Origin of the sequence: Methanothermobacter sp., from assembly GCF_030055435.1 — an archaeon.
Classification (GTDB): Archaea; Methanobacteriota; Methanobacteria; order Methanobacteriales; family Methanothermobacteraceae; genus Methanothermobacter.
This window is the reverse complement of the sequence record NZ_JASFYG010000003.1, coordinates 60915-77528: the sequence shown is the minus strand read 5'-3', so window position 1 is coordinate 77528 and position 16614 is coordinate 60915. Positions and strand designations below refer to the sequence as shown.

Here is a 16614-nt window from a genome sequence, read left to right as displayed (position 1 = left end):
AGATCAGATTACTTTAAAGAAAGAATAATCATTAGTATCTGACCTTACCAATATGCCTGGTGCTTCCAGGATCCTCACCATTGAAGTGGGCAAGGTAGTATACGAACCACTCAAGGGGAACTGCAAGCACAAATGGTGAAAGCAGTGAATTGAGGTCAGAGTAATCAGACATCCTGAATACTATATTCAGTGCTCCAAGACTCTCACAGAACCTCAAAGCCCTCTCTGTAAGTTCATCACCCGGGAAGCCTGACTCAAGGAATATCACAGGCACCCCCTTCTCCACCCTCTCAATGAGTCCATGCCTGAATTCGCCGGAATACAGGGGACAGGCATGTTTCAGGGCCCCCTCCATTAGCATGGTCATGGCAAGCTTGTATGCCAGTCCATAGTTTGGGCCGCTACCCATACAGTAGAATACATCCTCCCCTGCATACTCCTCTGCAAGACCCCTGCAGTCATCCTCGGTGTCCCTCAGGAGCCTCCCAATCTCATCAGGTAGCTCCTCGAGTTCTGAAAGCACCCCCTTAGATACCTCATCGGTGTGAATGCCAAACAGTATCCTGTAGAGTGCCAGGAGCTGTGTCATGTAGGTCTTGGTACCAAGTATGGCCTCCTCTCTGCCACAGCGGGTTATTATGGTTCTCTGGGACTCAGATGCCATGGTACTTTCAGGTTCATTTGTAATCGTCACGGTTTTAAGTCCAATTTCAGTGGCCCTTCTAAGTGCCGCAAGGGTATCCGCTGTCTCCCCAGACTGGGACGTGAATATAACCACAGAGTTCTTTCCCTCAATCTTTCTGTGGTAGTAGAATTCATAGCCGGTCATGACATCAATGTTAAGATCATAGTTCATTAAAACTGCATCCCTTGCACTATAGCATGTGGATAGTGAACTTCCACATCCAACAAGGTATATGCGCCTGCACTCAGCAATCTCACCTGATATCCTGGACATCATGTCCCCCTCAGCCTTAAGGGTCATTTTAAGTGATCCTGGCTGTTCCATGAGTTCTGTATACATCCTGTACTTCATTTCATCTCCCCAAAAGTTTTTTATAATCCTCTGCTATTTTAAGGGCTGTCTCTGCAACTTCAACTGCGTCCTCCCCGGTGAGTACGACCATTGGCTCCTTGCCCCATGCGCCCCTGTGGTATATGACATCAGGGGGTGATTCCGAATTCCTTATGGCCTCCTCAACACCCCAGGGTATGGTGCCACCCTCGACCTCCCTCAACACTCGGGGTTCCCGGCTACGATCATAGGATGAGACCACCATTCCATGGTCCTCACAGATATTAATTATACTTTCATCAAATTTAATATTAAGTGCGCTTCTCTTCCAGGGAAAGTGCCTGTTGAGGGCTATTATGAAACGGGCCATGTGGGATGATGCCCCGAATTCAGGTTCCCTGCATGCGAAGGCCCTCCCACGGAACTCTGTGATTCTGCCAGGTACCGCCACAACATCTTCGATGCCACGGGGGTTTTCCCGTGCCATTACAAGGTTGGACCTCACCTCGGGTATGAGAATCCCGAAGCACTCAGAGGATGATAGCATCTCAAGGGCCATCTTAACGTTCTCTATTTCCATGATATCACTCAAAGGGAATATTCCAGTAAAATAGTTATAGGGAGACCATTAATTTATAACTATAAGTTTTTGAGGTGTCAGTATGGAGAAGGTGAAGGAATTCAGGGGTATAAAGGAACATCTCAGGGTATTCCGGGAGGCTGTTAAGGACGCTGATAGGATAGGCTTTGCAGGCGTACCCGGGGTCTGCACGCCCTTTGCCCAGCTATTTGCATACGCCTCAAGGGACAAGGACAACATATTCATACCCAACACGGACTTTGAAAGGGCAAGAACACTGGAATTAACAGATTACGGCGTTGAGCTTGGTGAAATGAAATCAGAAAAGGTTGATGTCCTTGTACTGCTGGGAGGGCTCTCAATGCCAGGTATAGGTTCAGACATTGAGGATGTTAAAAGGCTCACCGATGAGGCCCTTCTTGAGGGCGGGAGGCTCATGGGAATATGCTACATGGACATGTTTGCAAGGGCCGGATGGTATGACCTCCTAGACTTTGATTGTGTCATAAACGCAGATATAGAGGGTTTCGTCCTCAGAAGGTGATATCTATCGATTTGAATAAAAAAAATGAAGATAATGGTGCATCCGAGGGCAAAGGGTACACACAAGAATCCACTCTGACGGCTTTAGATATGGTCCCCGGCCAGCTCTATGAGACCATAGTTGTAACATGGGATGAATCAATGAGGAGGGGGAACGCTGCCCCCATCGGGGTTCTCTGCACCGGTGAGCGGAGTGTGACCCTCTACCTGTATTCTGGAACCCACACACTTGATAATATACTCAGAAACAGAAAATTCACGGTGAACGTGACCCTGGATCCCCTCATCTTCACCGAGGCCACCCTTGGTGAAGTCGCTGATGAGATGTTCTCATCCCAGAGGGGATACCTTCACCTTCAGGGGGCTGATGCATTCTTCACCGCAGAGGTTGACTCCGTTAAGAAGGTGGTGAGGACCGACCGGTACGGTGAAACAGAAATCCGCATCGTGAATGCCAGAACCCCTGAGATTTTCAGGGGTGAAGATTTCAGGATCGTCCTCAACAGGGGAATATACGCTGTTATAGAGTCACTCATATATTACACCCGCTCCGGCTTCATGGACTCCCACGACCTCATGGTTCGAATTCGTGAAATGAACAGGGTTGCAAGAAAGGTTGGGGGACCCCGTGAAAGGGAGGCCATGAAAAGGATAATAAGGGCCCTTAAATCGAAGGGGTTTAAGTGATCACCCGCTGAATACATCCTGGACAAAAAAGACAATCATCAACACAATAAAAACCCCAACAATCATCACCCAACGATCACATCCACGAACTGGAATTCATCCACACTAAAAAGTCCCCTATCACCTATTTTCAATTCGGGGATAACAAGAAGTGAAAGGAATGACATCGTCATGAATGGCGCGCTCAGAGTGCAACCAAGTTCACACACAAAATCGTTGAGGTCCTCCATCCTGGATGCCACCTCCACTGCATTTCCATCTGACATTAAACCTGCAACTGGTAGTTCAAGGGTCCTTTGATCATCATCTGAAACAGCCACAAGGCCCCCTCCTGTTTTTTTGAGTATATCGACCGCCCTCTTCATGAGACCTGAATCCAGGCCCACTGTTATGACGTTGTGTGAGTCGTGGGCCACAGTTGAGGCAATGGCCCCTTCCTTAAGTCCGAATCCATGAACGAATCCATTGGAGATGTTTCCCTTACCATAACGATCTATAACCGATACTTTAAGTATATCCGAGGATGGGTCGGGGGCTACAAAACCACCATTTACCCCAAGTCTTTTCTGTAACTCCCTTGTCACTATCTGGCCATCAAATACATTGATGACTCTGACAGTGACCTCGTCATCATCTGATTTCACCTCAAGATCCTCTGCAGTGAAATTAACGATTTCAAGGCGGTTCATTCTCCTGCGACTGGTTTTAGGGGCTCCCAGGTATCTTCCATTCTCTGCAACGATCCTTCCATCAATGTAGACCCTCTTAACATTGAAGTCCCTTAGGTTATCAACCACCACCATGTCAGCTGCCCGTCCAGGTGCCAGGGCCCCTGTATTGAGCTTGTAGTGATCTGCAGGGTTCACAGTGACCATCTGCACGGCCTTAACGGGGTCAACACCGTATTCAACAGCCCTTCGGAGTATCCTGTCCATGTGACCCTCCAGGAGGTCTGCTGGGTGGATATCATCTGATACCAGGAAGTCACAGTCGACAGCTGCAAGGTCCCTGAGGTTCCTTGCGCTGGAACCCTCACGTGCCATTATCTTCATTCCAAGTCCCCTCTTCTCAAGGGCCTCGGCGGGACTCACACATTCATGTTCTGTGGATATACCGGCCCCTATGTATGCACACAGTTCATCACCTGATAGAAGGGGTGCGTGGCCATCCACCGGCTTATTGAGTTTCTTTGCAGCAGCTATCTTATCCATTACCTCCACATCACCTGCTATAACACCCGGAAAGTTCATCATTTCGCCCAGTGCCACCACAGATTCCCTTGAAAGGATATCCTCTATCTCCATGGCCGATAGCTCTGCGCCTGATGTCTCAAAGGGCGTTGCAGGTACGCAGGATGGTGCTGTGAAATAAAATTTTAGGGGTGCGCTTGTTGCATCCTCCAGCATGAACTCAACACCCTCAACACCCATAACATTGGCTATCTCGTGTGGATCAGAAACAACAGCAGTGGTGCCATGGGGGATTGCAGCGGCTGCAAAGGATGACGGTGTGAGCATTGAGCTTTCGATATGGACATGGGCATCCACAAAACCCGGAAGGATTATATCGGTGAAGTTCCCCTCCACCCTCCGGACACATTTTATCAAACCACCAGAAACTTCAACCTCTGCAGGGTATATATCCCCCGTGAAGACGTTAAGGATGTTTCCCCTTATCATTTAATCCTCCAGGTATTCATCTTAGCGTTGAGGAAGTTTTCAGTCATCTAATCCAGGTCGTTCATCTTTTTGAGTTCATGGAGGAGTATCGGTATGAATGCACCAACATCTGTAACCACGCTCACAGCCTGTGAACTGCCCCTATCAGAGAGCTTCGTTACTGTCGCCGGGTTTATATCAACGCATATTGTCTTTACACGTGATGGAAGTATGTTACCAGTGGCTATTGAGTGGAGCATGGTGGCTACCATTAGGACCATGTCAAGATCCTGGACGTACTTCCTCATCTCATTCTGTGCCTCCATGACATCCGTTATTACATCAGGAAGCGGTCCATCATCCCTTATTGAACCTGCAAGGACAAATGGCACATCATTTTTTATGCACTCATACATTATCCCTGAAGTGAGAACTCCCTTTTCCACCGCATCCCTTATTGAACCGGCACGGTTTATCTCATTTATGGCGTTAATGTGATGCCTGTGGCCCCTGCTCACGGCCTCGCCCCTCTCAAGGTTAACCCCAAGTGATGTGCCGTACAGGGCTGACTCTATATCATGTGTAGCGAGGGCATTACCTGCAAAGAGCACATCTATAAAACCAAGCCGTATCATCTCTGCAATCATAGGTGCGGAACCTGTATGCACAATTGCAGGCCCTCCAACAAGGCCTATCTTACCCCCCCTCCTTTTAATATAGGTTATCTCAGAGGCTATCTTCTTTATGGTGGTCACAAGGGGCTTTTCACTTGAAACGTCGCTACCCATGAATTCAAATACTCCCTGCTTTCCCCTTGGTCTTTCGGGTGGGATGACCTTTATGCCCTCCCTTCCAACAACAACCAGGTCCCCCTTCTTTATGTCCCTGATGGGTTTGCACCGGGCAGTTTTTGCCTCAGGGTCAACAACTATCATGCAGTCCATCTCTATCCCCTCGACCTCCAGCCATTCACCTCCATGGTAAATGAAGGTCTGATGGTTGGTTGTGGAGTAGAAGTCATCAGGTAGCACCCTGTCCATAGGGGCCCTCTTCAGTTCAACCTCCCTTATCTCTGCTATGGATGCCCCTATCTCACTGAGTTCATCCAGGATCTGGTTGAGGAGTGATGGTGTCTCAGCCTCCACCAGTATCCTTGCATGGCTTGGATCAGATTTTCTCTTTCCTATTTCGATTTCAAGTATCTGGAAATCCCCGCCCATATCCATTATTATATCAAGGGCCCTGGGGAGTATGAGACTGTCAATTATGTGACCCCTGAGTTCCACCTCTCGAGTATTCATGATTAACACCACCGGTTGATAATTAAATGGTTGGCCAACAAAGTATATAAAATCTGCTGGGATCAGAAAGGAATCCGGTCTTTTAGATGCTTTAAAGAATTATAAAAGTGTCAGAAGGTCGTAGATTATCTTGGCCGCATTCACAGATGTCTGATCCCCAAAGCCGGTGGATGCAACCTCCACCACATCAAAACCAATCACATCCTTCCTGGAGAGAAGTTCAGCTATGTCCTCAAGAACCCATGGCGTGAGACCGCAGGGTGTGGGATTACCAACGGCTGGTGCATATGCCGGGTCAAGTACATCAATGTCAACTGAAATATATACAGGGTCCCTGATATCCCTGAGGGCTTCGGATACAACCCCAGGGTTCTTCATTACCTCATGGGCCATTATGCACCTTATACCGTTCTCTCCTACAAATTCAGCCTCATCTGCTGATGCCGACCGGACTCCGATCTGTATGACCTCTGCCCCCAGTTCATGAACGCGCCTCATGACGGTTGCATGGGAGTACCTCTCGCCTGCATAGCGATCCGCCATATCCATATGTGCATCGAGGTGAATAACCACAGGCGCTTTACCATGGCATGTGAGTTCCTCGACCACAGGGAGTGTAACTGTGTGCTCACCGCCCAGGGTGATGGGTTTGAGGCCCAGGTCCAGAACCCCACGTATGGAGTCACCTATGAACTCCGCTGTCCTCTGGAAATTACCAGGCACAACATCCACGTCACCGAAGTCGAAGCATTTAACGCCTGGCTCTCCTGAAAACCTGAGGTTGTATGATTCGAAACTGTAGGATGCCTCCCTCACCGCCAGGGGGCCGAAGCGTGCCCCTGGAACATATGTGGTTGTGGAATCAAAGGGGACACCCAGTATTCCAAATGAAAGTTCAGGTATCCGCTCAGGGTCCGTTGTTGAAAAAGCAAATTTTAGGGGGTCTTCTGTATGTAAAAGCATCAGATCAAAAACCTGATTTTATCATATTGTAAAAAGGAGTTTGTGGGATTATCCCTTGGTCCTCATGAGTTTCCTCTGACCGAGGGCCTCTATGTATTCTACCTCAACACCCTCAACCAGCTGGTCGCTCAGTTCATCAGGTATGGGTGTTTCAAAGGTCTCATAGGTTTCGAGGTCCATCAGCTGGACGTCTCCACCCATTATCGCAAGGACCTGAGCCGTCCTCTTGTCGATTATAGGTATGTCAACCTTTGCGTCAACTGGCTTAACAAAGCTCCTCTTCTGATTGTCAAAGATCCCAACAGCCTCAACACGGGCCTTTGCTGATCCATGCTTGCCCGGAGATGATGTTGAGATATTTGTAATCTTTGATGGCTCACCATCAATGATCACGTACTTTCCAACCTTAAGTGTCTTAACTTCAACCACTTTCTTTGACATTAATTTTACCTCCTGTTAGAATGAGTGATATGAGACAGATGTATATCTATTAATCTGGTGCACATATATAAAAGCTTTATAGGAATCAGTACCTCCGAATTATGTGATTGAATTGAATCTGATAAGAAGTGATTGAAATGAAGGTTGCTATAACATCAGGTAGCTCTGAAGGACCCACCAGGCTCAATGCCTTTGACAATGCACTCCTTGAAGCTGGAATAGGTGACGTGAACCTCATAAAGGTCTCAAGCATACTCCCCCGTGGCACGAAAATAGTTGAACTTCCAACCCTTGAACCCGGGTCCATGATGAACTGTGTGCTCTCCTATAAAATATCAGATACCCCCGGTGACCTCATATCCGCCGCCATAGCAGCTGCAACTTCAGATGAGTTCGGATGTGTCGTTGAGAACTCTGCAGTTAACAGAAAACCTGAGGATGTGAGGGAAGAGGCTATCTCGATGGTCAGATACATGATGTCTGTGAGGGGACTTGAAATAAATGAATTAATAGTAGAAGAAACAAATCATGTTGTTGAAGAGTGTGGGGCTGCTGTATCAGCGCTCATCTACCTTGATTGAACTCGAGAAGGGGGTTGAATGGAAGAATCAGACATCTACTACTGGAAGAGCATCGCAGTTAAAATGGCCGAGCAGGTTGAAAAGGCTGTTGCTCCCCTTGTAGGAACTCCAGATGCCGGGGAGATAATCAAAATGGGGGCTGATGGAACGCCCACAAAACTCATAGACCTCGTGGCGGAGGATGAGGCTATAGGTGTACTTGAGAACACCGATCGGCCAGTAACCATAATAAGTGAGGAGATCGGTATTCTCCACATAAACCAGGAGCCCCCGGATGAACCCAGAATAATCTTCGTTGTGGACCCCCTCGATGGTACAAGCAATGCAATAAGAAACATACCCTTCTACGGTATCTCAGTGGCTGTTGCAGAATATATTCCAGGAGGCGACCTTCCCTCTCTCAATAACGTCGTCATGGGTTTCGTGAAGAACTTTGCAACAGGCGATCTTTACTGGGCAATAAGAGGTCAGGGAGCATTCCTAAATGATAAAAAAATCTGCGCATCAAGCCAGAGCTCCCTGGATAGGACCTCCATCGGTGCATTCATTTACGGCACAAGATTCCGGAGGGTTGACAGCATCTGCAGGGTGATCCGCCGGATGCGCATTTTAGGTTCCGTGGCCCTTGAGCTTGCATATGTTGCAAGCGGCTCATATGACGCCTTCATGGACCTGAGGGAAAATCTGCGAATAGTGGACATAGCCGCATCCAAGCTCATCGTGGAGGAGGCAGGTGGTGTGGTGACAAATGAGAGGGGTGAATCAATAGATGGTCTCCTAAACGTCAAGGCAAGGACCTCACTTATCGCAGCGGGAAACATTGAACTCCACAAAAAAATAATGCATACCCTGGAGGTCATCTGATGCGTATAGGTATAATAGCCCGTTTTGATGTGCCTGAAGCTGTTGAACTTGCAGGTAAGGTGGCCTCATTCCTTCTGAACAGGGGTGTCGAACTGAGCGTTGACCTCAAGATCACAGAGGAGCTACCTGAACTCCGTGAATATGGGAAGGATATCAGGGATATGGAGGTCGACATGATACTGACCATCGGGGGGGATGGGACAATACTGCGGACCCAGAGCCTCATAGAGGGTAAGGAGATACCAATACTCGGAATAAACATGGGCACGGTCGGTTTCCTCACAGAGGTCGACCCTGAGAATGTCTTCTCGGCCCTGGAGGATGTTCTTATTGGCAACTACGCCGTTGAGAGGAGAACCCTCCTCAGCGTATACCATAACGATGAACTTCCATCAGCCCTCAATGAGGTTGTTCTAATGACAAGAAAGCCCGCCAAGATGCTCCACATAGAAATATCAGTTGATGATGAGGTGGTTGAGGAGCTCAGGGCGGACGGCATAATCATAGCAACACCCAGCGGTTCAACAGCCTATTCCATGTCAGCTGGAGGCCCAATAGTGGATCCCCGTGTGGAGGCCTTCCTTATAGTTCCCATATGTCCCTTCAAGCTTAGCGCCAGACCACTGGTTGTCTCCAATAAGAGTGTAATCCGGGTCAAGCTGTTGAAGAAGGGTAAGAAGGCCATTGCAGTGATTGATGGACAGTACGAGGAGGAGGTCAACCACATGGAGGAGGTTGTATTTAAAAAATCGGATCACTGTGCCCACTTTGTAAGGCTCAGTAAGGACTTCTACAGGAAGGTGCGTGAGAAGCTCATAGAGGGTGGTATAGACTCAATAAAGAATTAAAGCTGATTTTAAGCTCTTGTAGCCGCAATGGTTAACCAAGCCGTTTAACTGGACTAATGTTATACAGATGACCAAAGACCTCAAAACCATCTCAAAACCGAAAAAAGGTTATACAGATGACCAAAGACCTCAAAACCATCTCAAAACCCCTTGTTGTTGACCTCACACATGGTGGAGTTACCATTGCCCGTGAACTAAAAAAAATATCGGATCATGTCCTGGCATGGGACATATATGGAACTCTAAAGGGCTCTGACCATGAAATGCTCCTTGAAATGGGCATCGATGAGGTCGATGCTCCCATAGCCGATTCAACCATAATAGCACCTGTCCACTGCCCGGTTAAAGCTGATATAACCCATCATGAGATAACAGGTCTTCTGATGGGCCCCTGGAAGGAAGCACGTGGAATACACGTTGTTGAGGTTACAGGGGTCAAGGGGAAGACCAGCACGGTATGGATACTCAGAAAGATCATGGAAAACCTGAATCCTCTCATCCTGAGCAGCCTCGGGTCCTATGCGGGTTATGAACTCCTGAGGAGGGATATAAGCATAACTCCTGCCAGTATGATTGAGACAGTGAAACTTGCAGGTCCCCGTGATTATGGTTCAGCCATCTTTGAGGTCTCCCTTGGCGGGACGGGCCTTGCAGATGTGGGTGTGCTGACAAATATAGCCGAAGACTACACCATAAGGAGGGGCACATCAAGGGCCAGCTCCGCCAAAAAGCAGATATTCAAAAGCAGAATGGTCTGCTGCGACCTTCAGGCATTCAACAGGTACTACCGGAATTTTGGGGATAAAACAAACACATTCTCAGTTGATGATGGTGCCAGTGTCCATGCCAGCGATATCAGCTATGGCCTTAATTCCACAATGGCAAGTGTCATCGTGGAGGACCTTAAAACCATTGATGGTGACAGGATCAATACAGAGTTTGGAATTGAAACATTTGCACCAGCAGAGCACCACCTATCAAACGTTCTTGCCGCAGTCAGCGCCGCACTCACACTTAACCTTGATGTGAATGACATCCAGCGGGGGGTTAAGGGTTTCCAGGGGATACCCGGCCGCACATCAATCAGAAAACTGGATGGCACCTGCATAATAGAGGAGGTGAACCCAGGTCTGAATGTGAAGGCCGTCGAGTACACACTGAAAATGGCAGAGGACCTCCCTGACCCTGTGGTAATCATAGGTGGAAGATACGGGGTTACCTGTGAGGATATAGATGAGGACAGGCTCTCTAGAGTTCTCAGAGAATACACGGATTTTAACCTCATATTCACCGATGAACTTGGATACAGTATAATGAAAAAGACCCATAAAAATGGCCCCTACTTTAAATCCCCGGATGATGCGCTGAAGGCTGCCCTTGAAAATAAAAACGTGATCCTGATTTACAGGTCAGAGTATGGTGACCTTTCAAGAAGGTGATTAGCAAATTACAGGTGTATGTAGTCAGAAATTGTGTTTTTTTAATAACTATGACTTTTTAAAAACTTATAAATAGGATGCCATAAATTTTTCAACTGATTAATGTTTACTGGAGATGATTCATTGATAGCTGGAACAAGGGGGAGTCGCCTGGCACTGGTACAGACCGACCATGTCATCAATATGCTAAGTGGAATCTGCGATGAAAGAATCGAAAGGAGAATTATAAAAACAAAGGGTGACAGAATAAAAGATTCCCAGCTTTACAGTATGGATTCAAAAGGTCTTTTCACACGTGAACTTGATATTGCAGTCCTTGAGGAAGAAGTTGACCTTGCTGTCCACAGCCTCAAGGACGTCCCCAGCGACCTTGACCCTGAACTTGTGATTGCAGCTGTTCCTCCAAGGGAATCCCCCAATGAGGTCCTTGTATCACGTTTTGACTGGGATAAGCTTCCCCCAGGTGCTAAATTTGGGACAAGCAGCCTTCGGAGGGAAGCATTCTGCAATCATCACCAAAAAAATTTTAAGATGGAGCCCCTAAGAGGAAATATAGATACTAGGATAAGAAAGGTGATGGAAGGAGAGGTCCACGCAACCATAATGGCCGAGGCTGGTTTAAAGCGCCTTGGACTTGAAGATTACATTAAAAAAAGATTCACACTGAAATACTTAACACCAGCCGCTGGACAGGGGGCCCTGGCTGTTATAACAAGAAGGGACAGTGAATTAAGGAAATCAATTGAGAGAATAACCCATTACCCCTCCCAGCAGGAGGTCACAGCTGAAAAGGCTCTCCTTAGGGAACTTGGTGCCGGGTGCCAGTACCCACTTGGGGTTATAGCAAGGACCTCAAATGGAGAGATCAATCTCTATGCTGTTCTTTTAACAAAAGACGGCGAGATACTCAAAAAGGTTAATGTTAAAGGATCTGTTAATAAAGCAGAGGACATTGGTAAAAAAGCTGCCAAAGAAATGGAGGATTATATTTGAGAAAGATAAATGTGGGTGTAATCGGCGTTGGAGCCATGGGTTACAACCATGCCAGGGTTTACTACAGACTTAAAAATGCGAATCTTATGGCTGTATCCGATATAATGAAGGGAACACTCCAGAAGGTTGCCAACAAGTACGATGCCATAGGATATGTGGACTACGAAAACCTCCTGGAGATTCCTGAAATAGAGGTAGTCAGTGTCTGCGTTCCAACCACCCACCATTACCGTGTGGTCATGGACGCCCTCGAACACGATAAACACGTTCTTGTAGAAAAGCCCATTGCATTTACACTCGAAGAGGCCGAGGAGATGGTGAAAACAGCCCGTAAAAAGGGTTTGAAGCTGGGGACAGGACATGTTGAAAGGTTCAACCCGGCTGTCCAGAAGGCAAAAGAGTTAATTGAAAATGATGTGATAGGGGACGTGGTTTCTGCATCTGCAAAGAGGGTAGGCCCATTCCCCCCTAGGATAAAGGATGTGGGTGTTACCATTGACCTTGCGATACATGACCTTGACGTCATGCACTACCTCTTCAGTGAACCCGTGGCAGAGGTGTACGCGGTCATGGGGAGCATACTAGAGAAGTGTGAATATGAGGACCATGCAGAGATAATGACAAAGTTCAGAAGCGGAATCACAGGTATACTTGAGGTTAACTGGCTCACACCATACAAGAGGAGAAAGCTTGCCATCACTGGAACAGATGGTATAATAAACGTTGATTATATCGATCAAAAACTGGACGTGTACGGAAAGTTCGCCCAGGACATCCATATCAAACATGAGGAACCCCTCAAGAATGAAATCAAATCTTTCCTCTCATCGGTTATTAACGATGAGGAGCCTGAGATAACCGGCGAGGATGGCATATACGCCCTTAGAACTGTACTTGCAGCTATGAAATCTGCGAGGGAACACAGGCCTGTTAAACTTAACGGTGATATTTGAGGTGCTTGTAATGGAAAATGAACTTATAAAGAAGGCTAGGGAACTGAGAAAAAGGGGTTTTACAACAGGGGAAATTGCAGATGAACTTAACGTATCAAAGGATACTGCCAGGTGGCTAACACTTCAGACAGCCAGTTCCGTTTCCCCCAAGGAGGCCCCCGTGGATTTTGCCATCAACTGGGAGAGCCTCGGCGGTAGTTCATCCCGTATGAGGTATGTTTCCGCTGCAATGGCAGACATGGCACTCAAGTACGGTGTTGCAGATGTTATTCTTGGTATAGCAATAAGCGGCATACCCTTCGCCACCCTCATGGCAGATGTTATGGGGACTGAGACAGGTCTTGAAACATCCCTCGCCGTCTTCCACCCTGTGAAACACCGGAAGGATGAGGGGGCAGAGGGTGCCATTAGCAGCAACTTTGCAAAGGTAAAGGGCAAAAGGGTTGTGGTTGTTGATGATGTGATAACCAGCGGGAGGACTATAGGTGAAGTCGTGAAGGTCCTCAGGGAACAGGGAGCCAAACCCCTGGCGGTTACGGTCCTCATAGATAAGAAGGGGATCTCTGAGGTTGATGGTGTGCCGGTTGAGTCGCTCATAAGGGTAAGCAGGCTTGGTTGATAAACATCAAAAACACCATACTTTTCCTATCATTCCCCTAGGGACAGCCTCCAATAATATGATGTTAAGGGCTCAATTCACTCTAAAAATAATTTCCTGCAGTGGTGAAAAAATTAGTGATAATATATGTGCTGAGGCTATTTTTGAGTTCAAGCATCTTCACTGGAGCTTATTCTTAACTTATCTCTTCTGCAGGTTCCTGCCATTACTTTACCACTTCAACTGAAGATGGATATAAAAAGAGCCAGAGTCATACAGAGTGGAGGACCCTTCACCAATCTCATTCTGGGATCCTCTAAGATGCGTCCAGTTAAAACCCCTGGATCATCAGGGACGGTACCTCAGTATCGCCCCTATGCCCCCAAAGGCCCTAAGGAGCTGCATACCCTCCTCTGTCTCTGTTGATATGATCTCAACCTCGGTTCCGACCTCCTCGGCCATCTCAACCAGGTCATCGATCATATCTTTACTCTCTGAGAGTCTCATCTGATCGTTACAGGATGGACAGGTTTCAGTGTCCGGTAGATCCTTACCAGTCTTCTCCATGCTATGCCCGCATGAGGCGCACTCATAGGTTCCCCTCTGGTATTTGAGGTCCTCTGAAAGAAGGAGAACCTCAACTGCACCCATCTGGAGGTGCTGGCGGACCTCTCTCTCACCATAGGATGCAAGGCCGTCCTCATTTATGAGTTCCCTGAGGAAGCGCTGGACAAGCTTCTTCTCCCTCATCACATCAATTTCACTCAGGACGTCCATGGACTTGTCGATGACCTCCCTGATACCGAATTCCCCTGTGTATGACGTGTCCACTGTGGTTATAACCTTCTTCTTGAGTTCATGGTGAAGGTAATCCCCGTTCAGAAACTCCTCCTTGGTATGACCAGGACCCCCGAGGATGATACCCTTGAGGTCCTCTATCTGGAGGAATGCCTCATTCATGTGCTCCCCTATCCTCTTGAGGAACTCATGGGCTGCCAAGTCTATGAGGCGGTCGAACCTCCTCTGGGACTGACCACCAGCCTTGTGCTTACCCGGGACCCCACTCGTGAGGGTCTTTAGGATGTCTATCCTCTTACCCCTGAGGGTTGCGATGGTCGCCTCCTTCCTGTCAAGTACAGCAAGACCATAGGTTTCCTTTTCTTCAAGCATTTCCTTGAGGGGTTCAAGGTAGAACTCCGAGTTGCAGTGGTATATGTAGGTCTTTATGGGTTCAGGTGGCTCAAAGACATAGGTTTCCATCTTCTCTGTACCCGGACCTCCCCTTGGCACCATTCCCACAAACATTACGAGCCCCTTCTCTGGTGGTTTGGGAAAGAGCTTCAACCTCTGCATTATAACCTCAATTGCGGACTGTACATTCTTCTTGGTCTGTTTACTCTTGATGTTGGCGCTCTGACTCAACTCTTCCCTCATATGCTTTACAACATCACTGATCTGCCTGTCTGGGGGTATGTATACCGATACAAGCTCTGTTCCTCTCCCCTTCTTATCTGAAAGTTCCTGGAGGGTTCTCTTGAATTCAAAAAGCTCCTTTGATGATGGTTCACTCACTACGAATCACTCCTCATGAAAATGATAAAATAAACTGTAACTGTATATGAGGCAGGGTAATTATAAAGTTTACTGGATGCCGGGAGAAAAGATATAAGTGGATTCAGTCATAACTGGAAAGGAAGAGTCAACTAATTTTCACGGTGGATCGTTATGAGAATTGTTATTACCATTGGAGGATCAATCCTGATAAGTGAATTCACACATGAAATGTTCAGGGCATACGCCGATATTCTGAATTCACTGAGAAATGAACATGAACTGTTTGTGGTTGTGGGTGGTGGCAAACCGGCCCGTGATTACATAGGACTTGCACGAAAACTGGGGGCAGGGGAGGCCCAGTGCGATGATATAGGAATTGATGTCACAAGGTTAAACGCCAGGATCCTGATAACAGCCCTCGGTGAAAGTGCGTACCCATCTGTACCTGAAAACTTCAGGGAGGCCGTTAGGTTTGCAGCGTCGGGCAGAATAGTGGTGATGGGTGGTACTGAGCCTGCCCACAGCACCGACGCGGTTGGGGCGATACTGGCCGAAACCGTTGGGGCTGACCTCATGATAAACCTTACATCGGTTGATGGATTCTATGACAGGGACCCCCAGAAGTACCCTGATGCGAGGTTCTACTCTGAGATCAGCGCCAGTGAGATGCTGGAGCACCTCAGTGGATCCGATGTGAGGGCAGGTACCTACGAGTTCTTTGACCATACAGCCCTCAAGATGATAAAGAGGTCAGGGATAAGGACCATCATAGCCAATGGTAGTGACCCTGAGAACCTTCTGAGGGCAATCGATGGTGGGATAGGAACCACTGTAATCCCTGAATAAATATGGAAGCTTAAATTCATCAAAAAAATGGAGGTAAAGAGAATGGTTGAACCGCACAAGCACTGTCCCGTATGCAGCACCCCCATACCCATGGATGAGGTAACCTGTTCAGAGAGGTGCCAGGAGATCCTATCAAAGAATCAGCAGAGGGTGAGGAGAACAAGGACAATCTTCTACCTTGTATTCGCGCTTTTCATTGTGGTGTGGGTTGTGCTCTCCATAAAAGGATAGGTGATTTTTCCGGGTGGCTCACGGTGACCTCAGCACCGCCACCCCATAAACAACAAGTATAAGGCCAATCGCAACGCCCACGAAGGCAGGGTTGAATGAGAGCGCCCCTATAAGGATGTATATAACACCAAAGATGGCGCTGATTATACCCGCATTTCTTTTCAGGTAACTCTGGGAGCCCGCTGCAAGTATCAGCATCGCGGCGACAAGCAGGAGGATGCCTGTAACGTAAAGCCAGACCCCGGCAAGTTGATTTATGAGGAAGACCCTGAAGACCATCATGAGGCCGACTGCAAGGGTTATAACTGCAAATATCATCCAGAGTATCCCCACCTCCATGTACCTCCTGGCCATGATGGCATTTGCAAGCATCCACAAACCAAGGCCCGAGAGCACAAGACCCGTGAGTATGCTTATGGCTGTTACACCTGAGATCGGAGATACAAGAAATATAATACCGAGAATAACCGAGAGGAGACCCATCCATTTCTTCAGCATCATCTCACCGGTCCGTTATTA

At 47.7% G+C, this 16614-nt stretch carries 19 protein-coding genes; 11 read left to right on the top strand and 8 right to left on the bottom strand.

The genetic code is table 11. The features are described 5' to 3' along the window. Positions 1-31 precede the first annotated feature (31 nt). Complete coding sequence (locus QFX30_RS03870) at positions 32-1036, bottom strand: SIS domain-containing protein (RefSeq protein WP_300488518.1); 1005 nt, start codon at positions 1034-1036, stop codon at positions 32-34. A 1-nt stretch (position 1037) separates the two neighbouring features. Next, a complete protein-coding gene (locus tag QFX30_RS03865; RefSeq protein ID WP_300488515.1) occupies positions 1038-1595 on the bottom strand; it encodes a thiamine-phosphate synthase family protein in 558 nt (185 codons plus the stop codon). Positions 1596-1677: 82 nt separating this feature from the next. On the opposite strand from QFX30_RS03865, the gene QFX30_RS03860 reads away from it, so the two are divergent. Both QFX30_RS03860 and QFX30_RS03855 read left to right on the top strand, forming a co-directional pair. After that, complete coding sequence (locus QFX30_RS03860; RefSeq protein WP_300488512.1) at positions 1678-2139, top strand: DUF2124 family protein; 462 nt, start codon at positions 1678-1680, stop codon at positions 2137-2139. Positions 2140-2228: 89 nt separating this feature from the next. Beyond that, a complete protein-coding gene (locus QFX30_RS03855; RefSeq protein WP_300488509.1) occupies positions 2229-2825 on the top strand; it encodes a DUF447 domain-containing protein in 597 nt (198 codons plus the stop codon). A 65-nt stretch (positions 2826-2890) separates the two neighbouring features. Here the strand turns inward: QFX30_RS03855 and ade are convergent, their stop codons facing one another. The 4 genes from ade to eif5A all read right to left on the bottom strand — a co-directional run bounded on the left by ade (position 2891) and on the right by eif5A (position 7188). Continuing rightward, a complete protein-coding gene (gene ade, locus QFX30_RS03850; protein ID WP_300488506.1) occupies positions 2891-4504 on the bottom strand; it encodes an adenine deaminase in 1614 nt (537 codons plus the stop codon). Positions 4505-4551: 47 nt separating this feature from the next. Next, positions 4552-5784 carry a TIGR00300 family protein gene (locus tag QFX30_RS03845; RefSeq protein WP_300488503.1) on the bottom strand — a complete coding sequence of 411 codons (1233 nt, stop codon included), beginning with the start codon at positions 5782-5784 and terminating at the stop codon, positions 4552-4554. Positions 5785-5883: 99 nt separating this feature from the next. Beyond that, on the bottom strand, positions 5884-6747 hold the full coding sequence (gene speB, locus QFX30_RS03840) for an agmatinase (RefSeq protein WP_300488500.1): 864 nt from the start codon (positions 6745-6747) through the stop codon (positions 5884-5886). Between the two features lie 48 nt (positions 6748-6795). Then, positions 6796-7188, bottom strand: coding sequence for a translation initiation factor IF-5A (gene eif5A / locus QFX30_RS03835; protein WP_300488497.1), 393 nt, complete (start codon positions 7186-7188; stop codon positions 6796-6798). Between the two features lie 137 nt (positions 7189-7325). Between eif5A and QFX30_RS03830 the strand changes: the two genes are divergently transcribed. The 7 genes from QFX30_RS03830 to QFX30_RS03800 all read left to right on the top strand — a co-directional run bounded on the left by QFX30_RS03830 (position 7326) and on the right by QFX30_RS03800 (position 13485). Next, on the top strand, positions 7326-7769 hold the full coding sequence (locus QFX30_RS03830) for a pyruvoyl-dependent arginine decarboxylase (RefSeq protein WP_300488494.1): 444 nt from the start codon (positions 7326-7328) through the stop codon (positions 7767-7769). Positions 7770-7787: 18 nt separating this feature from the next. Then, positions 7788-8633, top strand: a complete 846-nt coding sequence (locus QFX30_RS03825) for a bifunctional fructose-bisphosphatase/inositol-phosphate phosphatase (protein WP_300488491.1) — start codon at positions 7788-7790, stop codon at positions 8631-8633. Further along, entirely contained in the window at positions 8633-9481 is an 849-nt protein-coding gene (locus QFX30_RS03820) for an NAD(+) kinase (RefSeq protein WP_300488488.1), read from the top strand. Before QFX30_RS03825 ends, QFX30_RS03820 begins: the two co-directional genes overlap by 1 nt. Before the next feature lie 116 nt (positions 9482-9597). After that, positions 9598-10920 carry a coenzyme F430 synthase gene (cfbE, locus tag QFX30_RS03815; RefSeq protein ID WP_300488485.1) on the top strand — a complete coding sequence of 441 codons (1323 nt, stop codon included), beginning with the start codon at positions 9598-9600 and terminating at the stop codon, positions 10918-10920. A gap of 123 nt (positions 10921-11043) precedes the next feature. After that, a complete protein-coding gene (gene hemC, locus QFX30_RS03810; RefSeq protein WP_300488483.1) occupies positions 11044-11913 on the top strand; it encodes a hydroxymethylbilane synthase in 870 nt (289 codons plus the stop codon). Then, the gene (locus tag QFX30_RS03805; protein WP_300488480.1) at positions 11910-12866 is read left to right on the top strand and encodes a Gfo/Idh/MocA family oxidoreductase; all 957 of its coding nucleotides are present in this window, start codon (positions 11910-11912) and stop codon (positions 12864-12866) included. The genes hemC and QFX30_RS03805 overlap by 4 nt, the downstream gene beginning before the upstream one ends. A 10-nt stretch (positions 12867-12876) precedes the next feature. Beyond that, positions 12877-13485, top strand: coding sequence for an orotate phosphoribosyltransferase-like protein (locus QFX30_RS03800; protein WP_300488478.1), 609 nt, complete (start codon positions 12877-12879; stop codon positions 13483-13485). Positions 13486-13812: 327 nt separating this feature from the next. On the opposite strand, the gene prf1 is transcribed toward QFX30_RS03800, so the two are convergent. After that, positions 13813-15036, bottom strand: a complete 1224-nt coding sequence (prf1, locus tag QFX30_RS03795) for a peptide chain release factor aRF-1 (protein WP_300488475.1) — start codon at positions 15034-15036, stop codon at positions 13813-13815. A gap of 153 nt (positions 15037-15189) precedes the next feature. Between prf1 and pyrH the strand changes: the two genes are divergently transcribed. Both pyrH and QFX30_RS03785 read left to right on the top strand, forming a co-directional pair. After that, positions 15190-15864, top strand: coding sequence for a UMP kinase (pyrH, locus tag QFX30_RS03790; RefSeq protein ID WP_300488472.1), 675 nt, complete (start codon positions 15190-15192; stop codon positions 15862-15864). Positions 15865-15906: 42 nt separating this feature from the next. Continuing rightward, entirely contained in the window at positions 15907-16095 is a 189-nt protein-coding gene (locus QFX30_RS03785) for a DUF2116 family Zn-ribbon domain-containing protein (RefSeq protein ID WP_300488470.1), read from the top strand. Positions 16096-16113: 18 nt separating this feature from the next. On the opposite strand, the gene QFX30_RS03780 is transcribed toward QFX30_RS03785, so the two are convergent. Then, positions 16114-16593, bottom strand: a complete 480-nt coding sequence (locus tag QFX30_RS03780; RefSeq protein WP_300488467.1) for a DUF308 domain-containing protein — start codon at positions 16591-16593, stop codon at positions 16114-16116. Between the last annotated feature and the right edge of the window lie 21 nt (positions 16594-16614).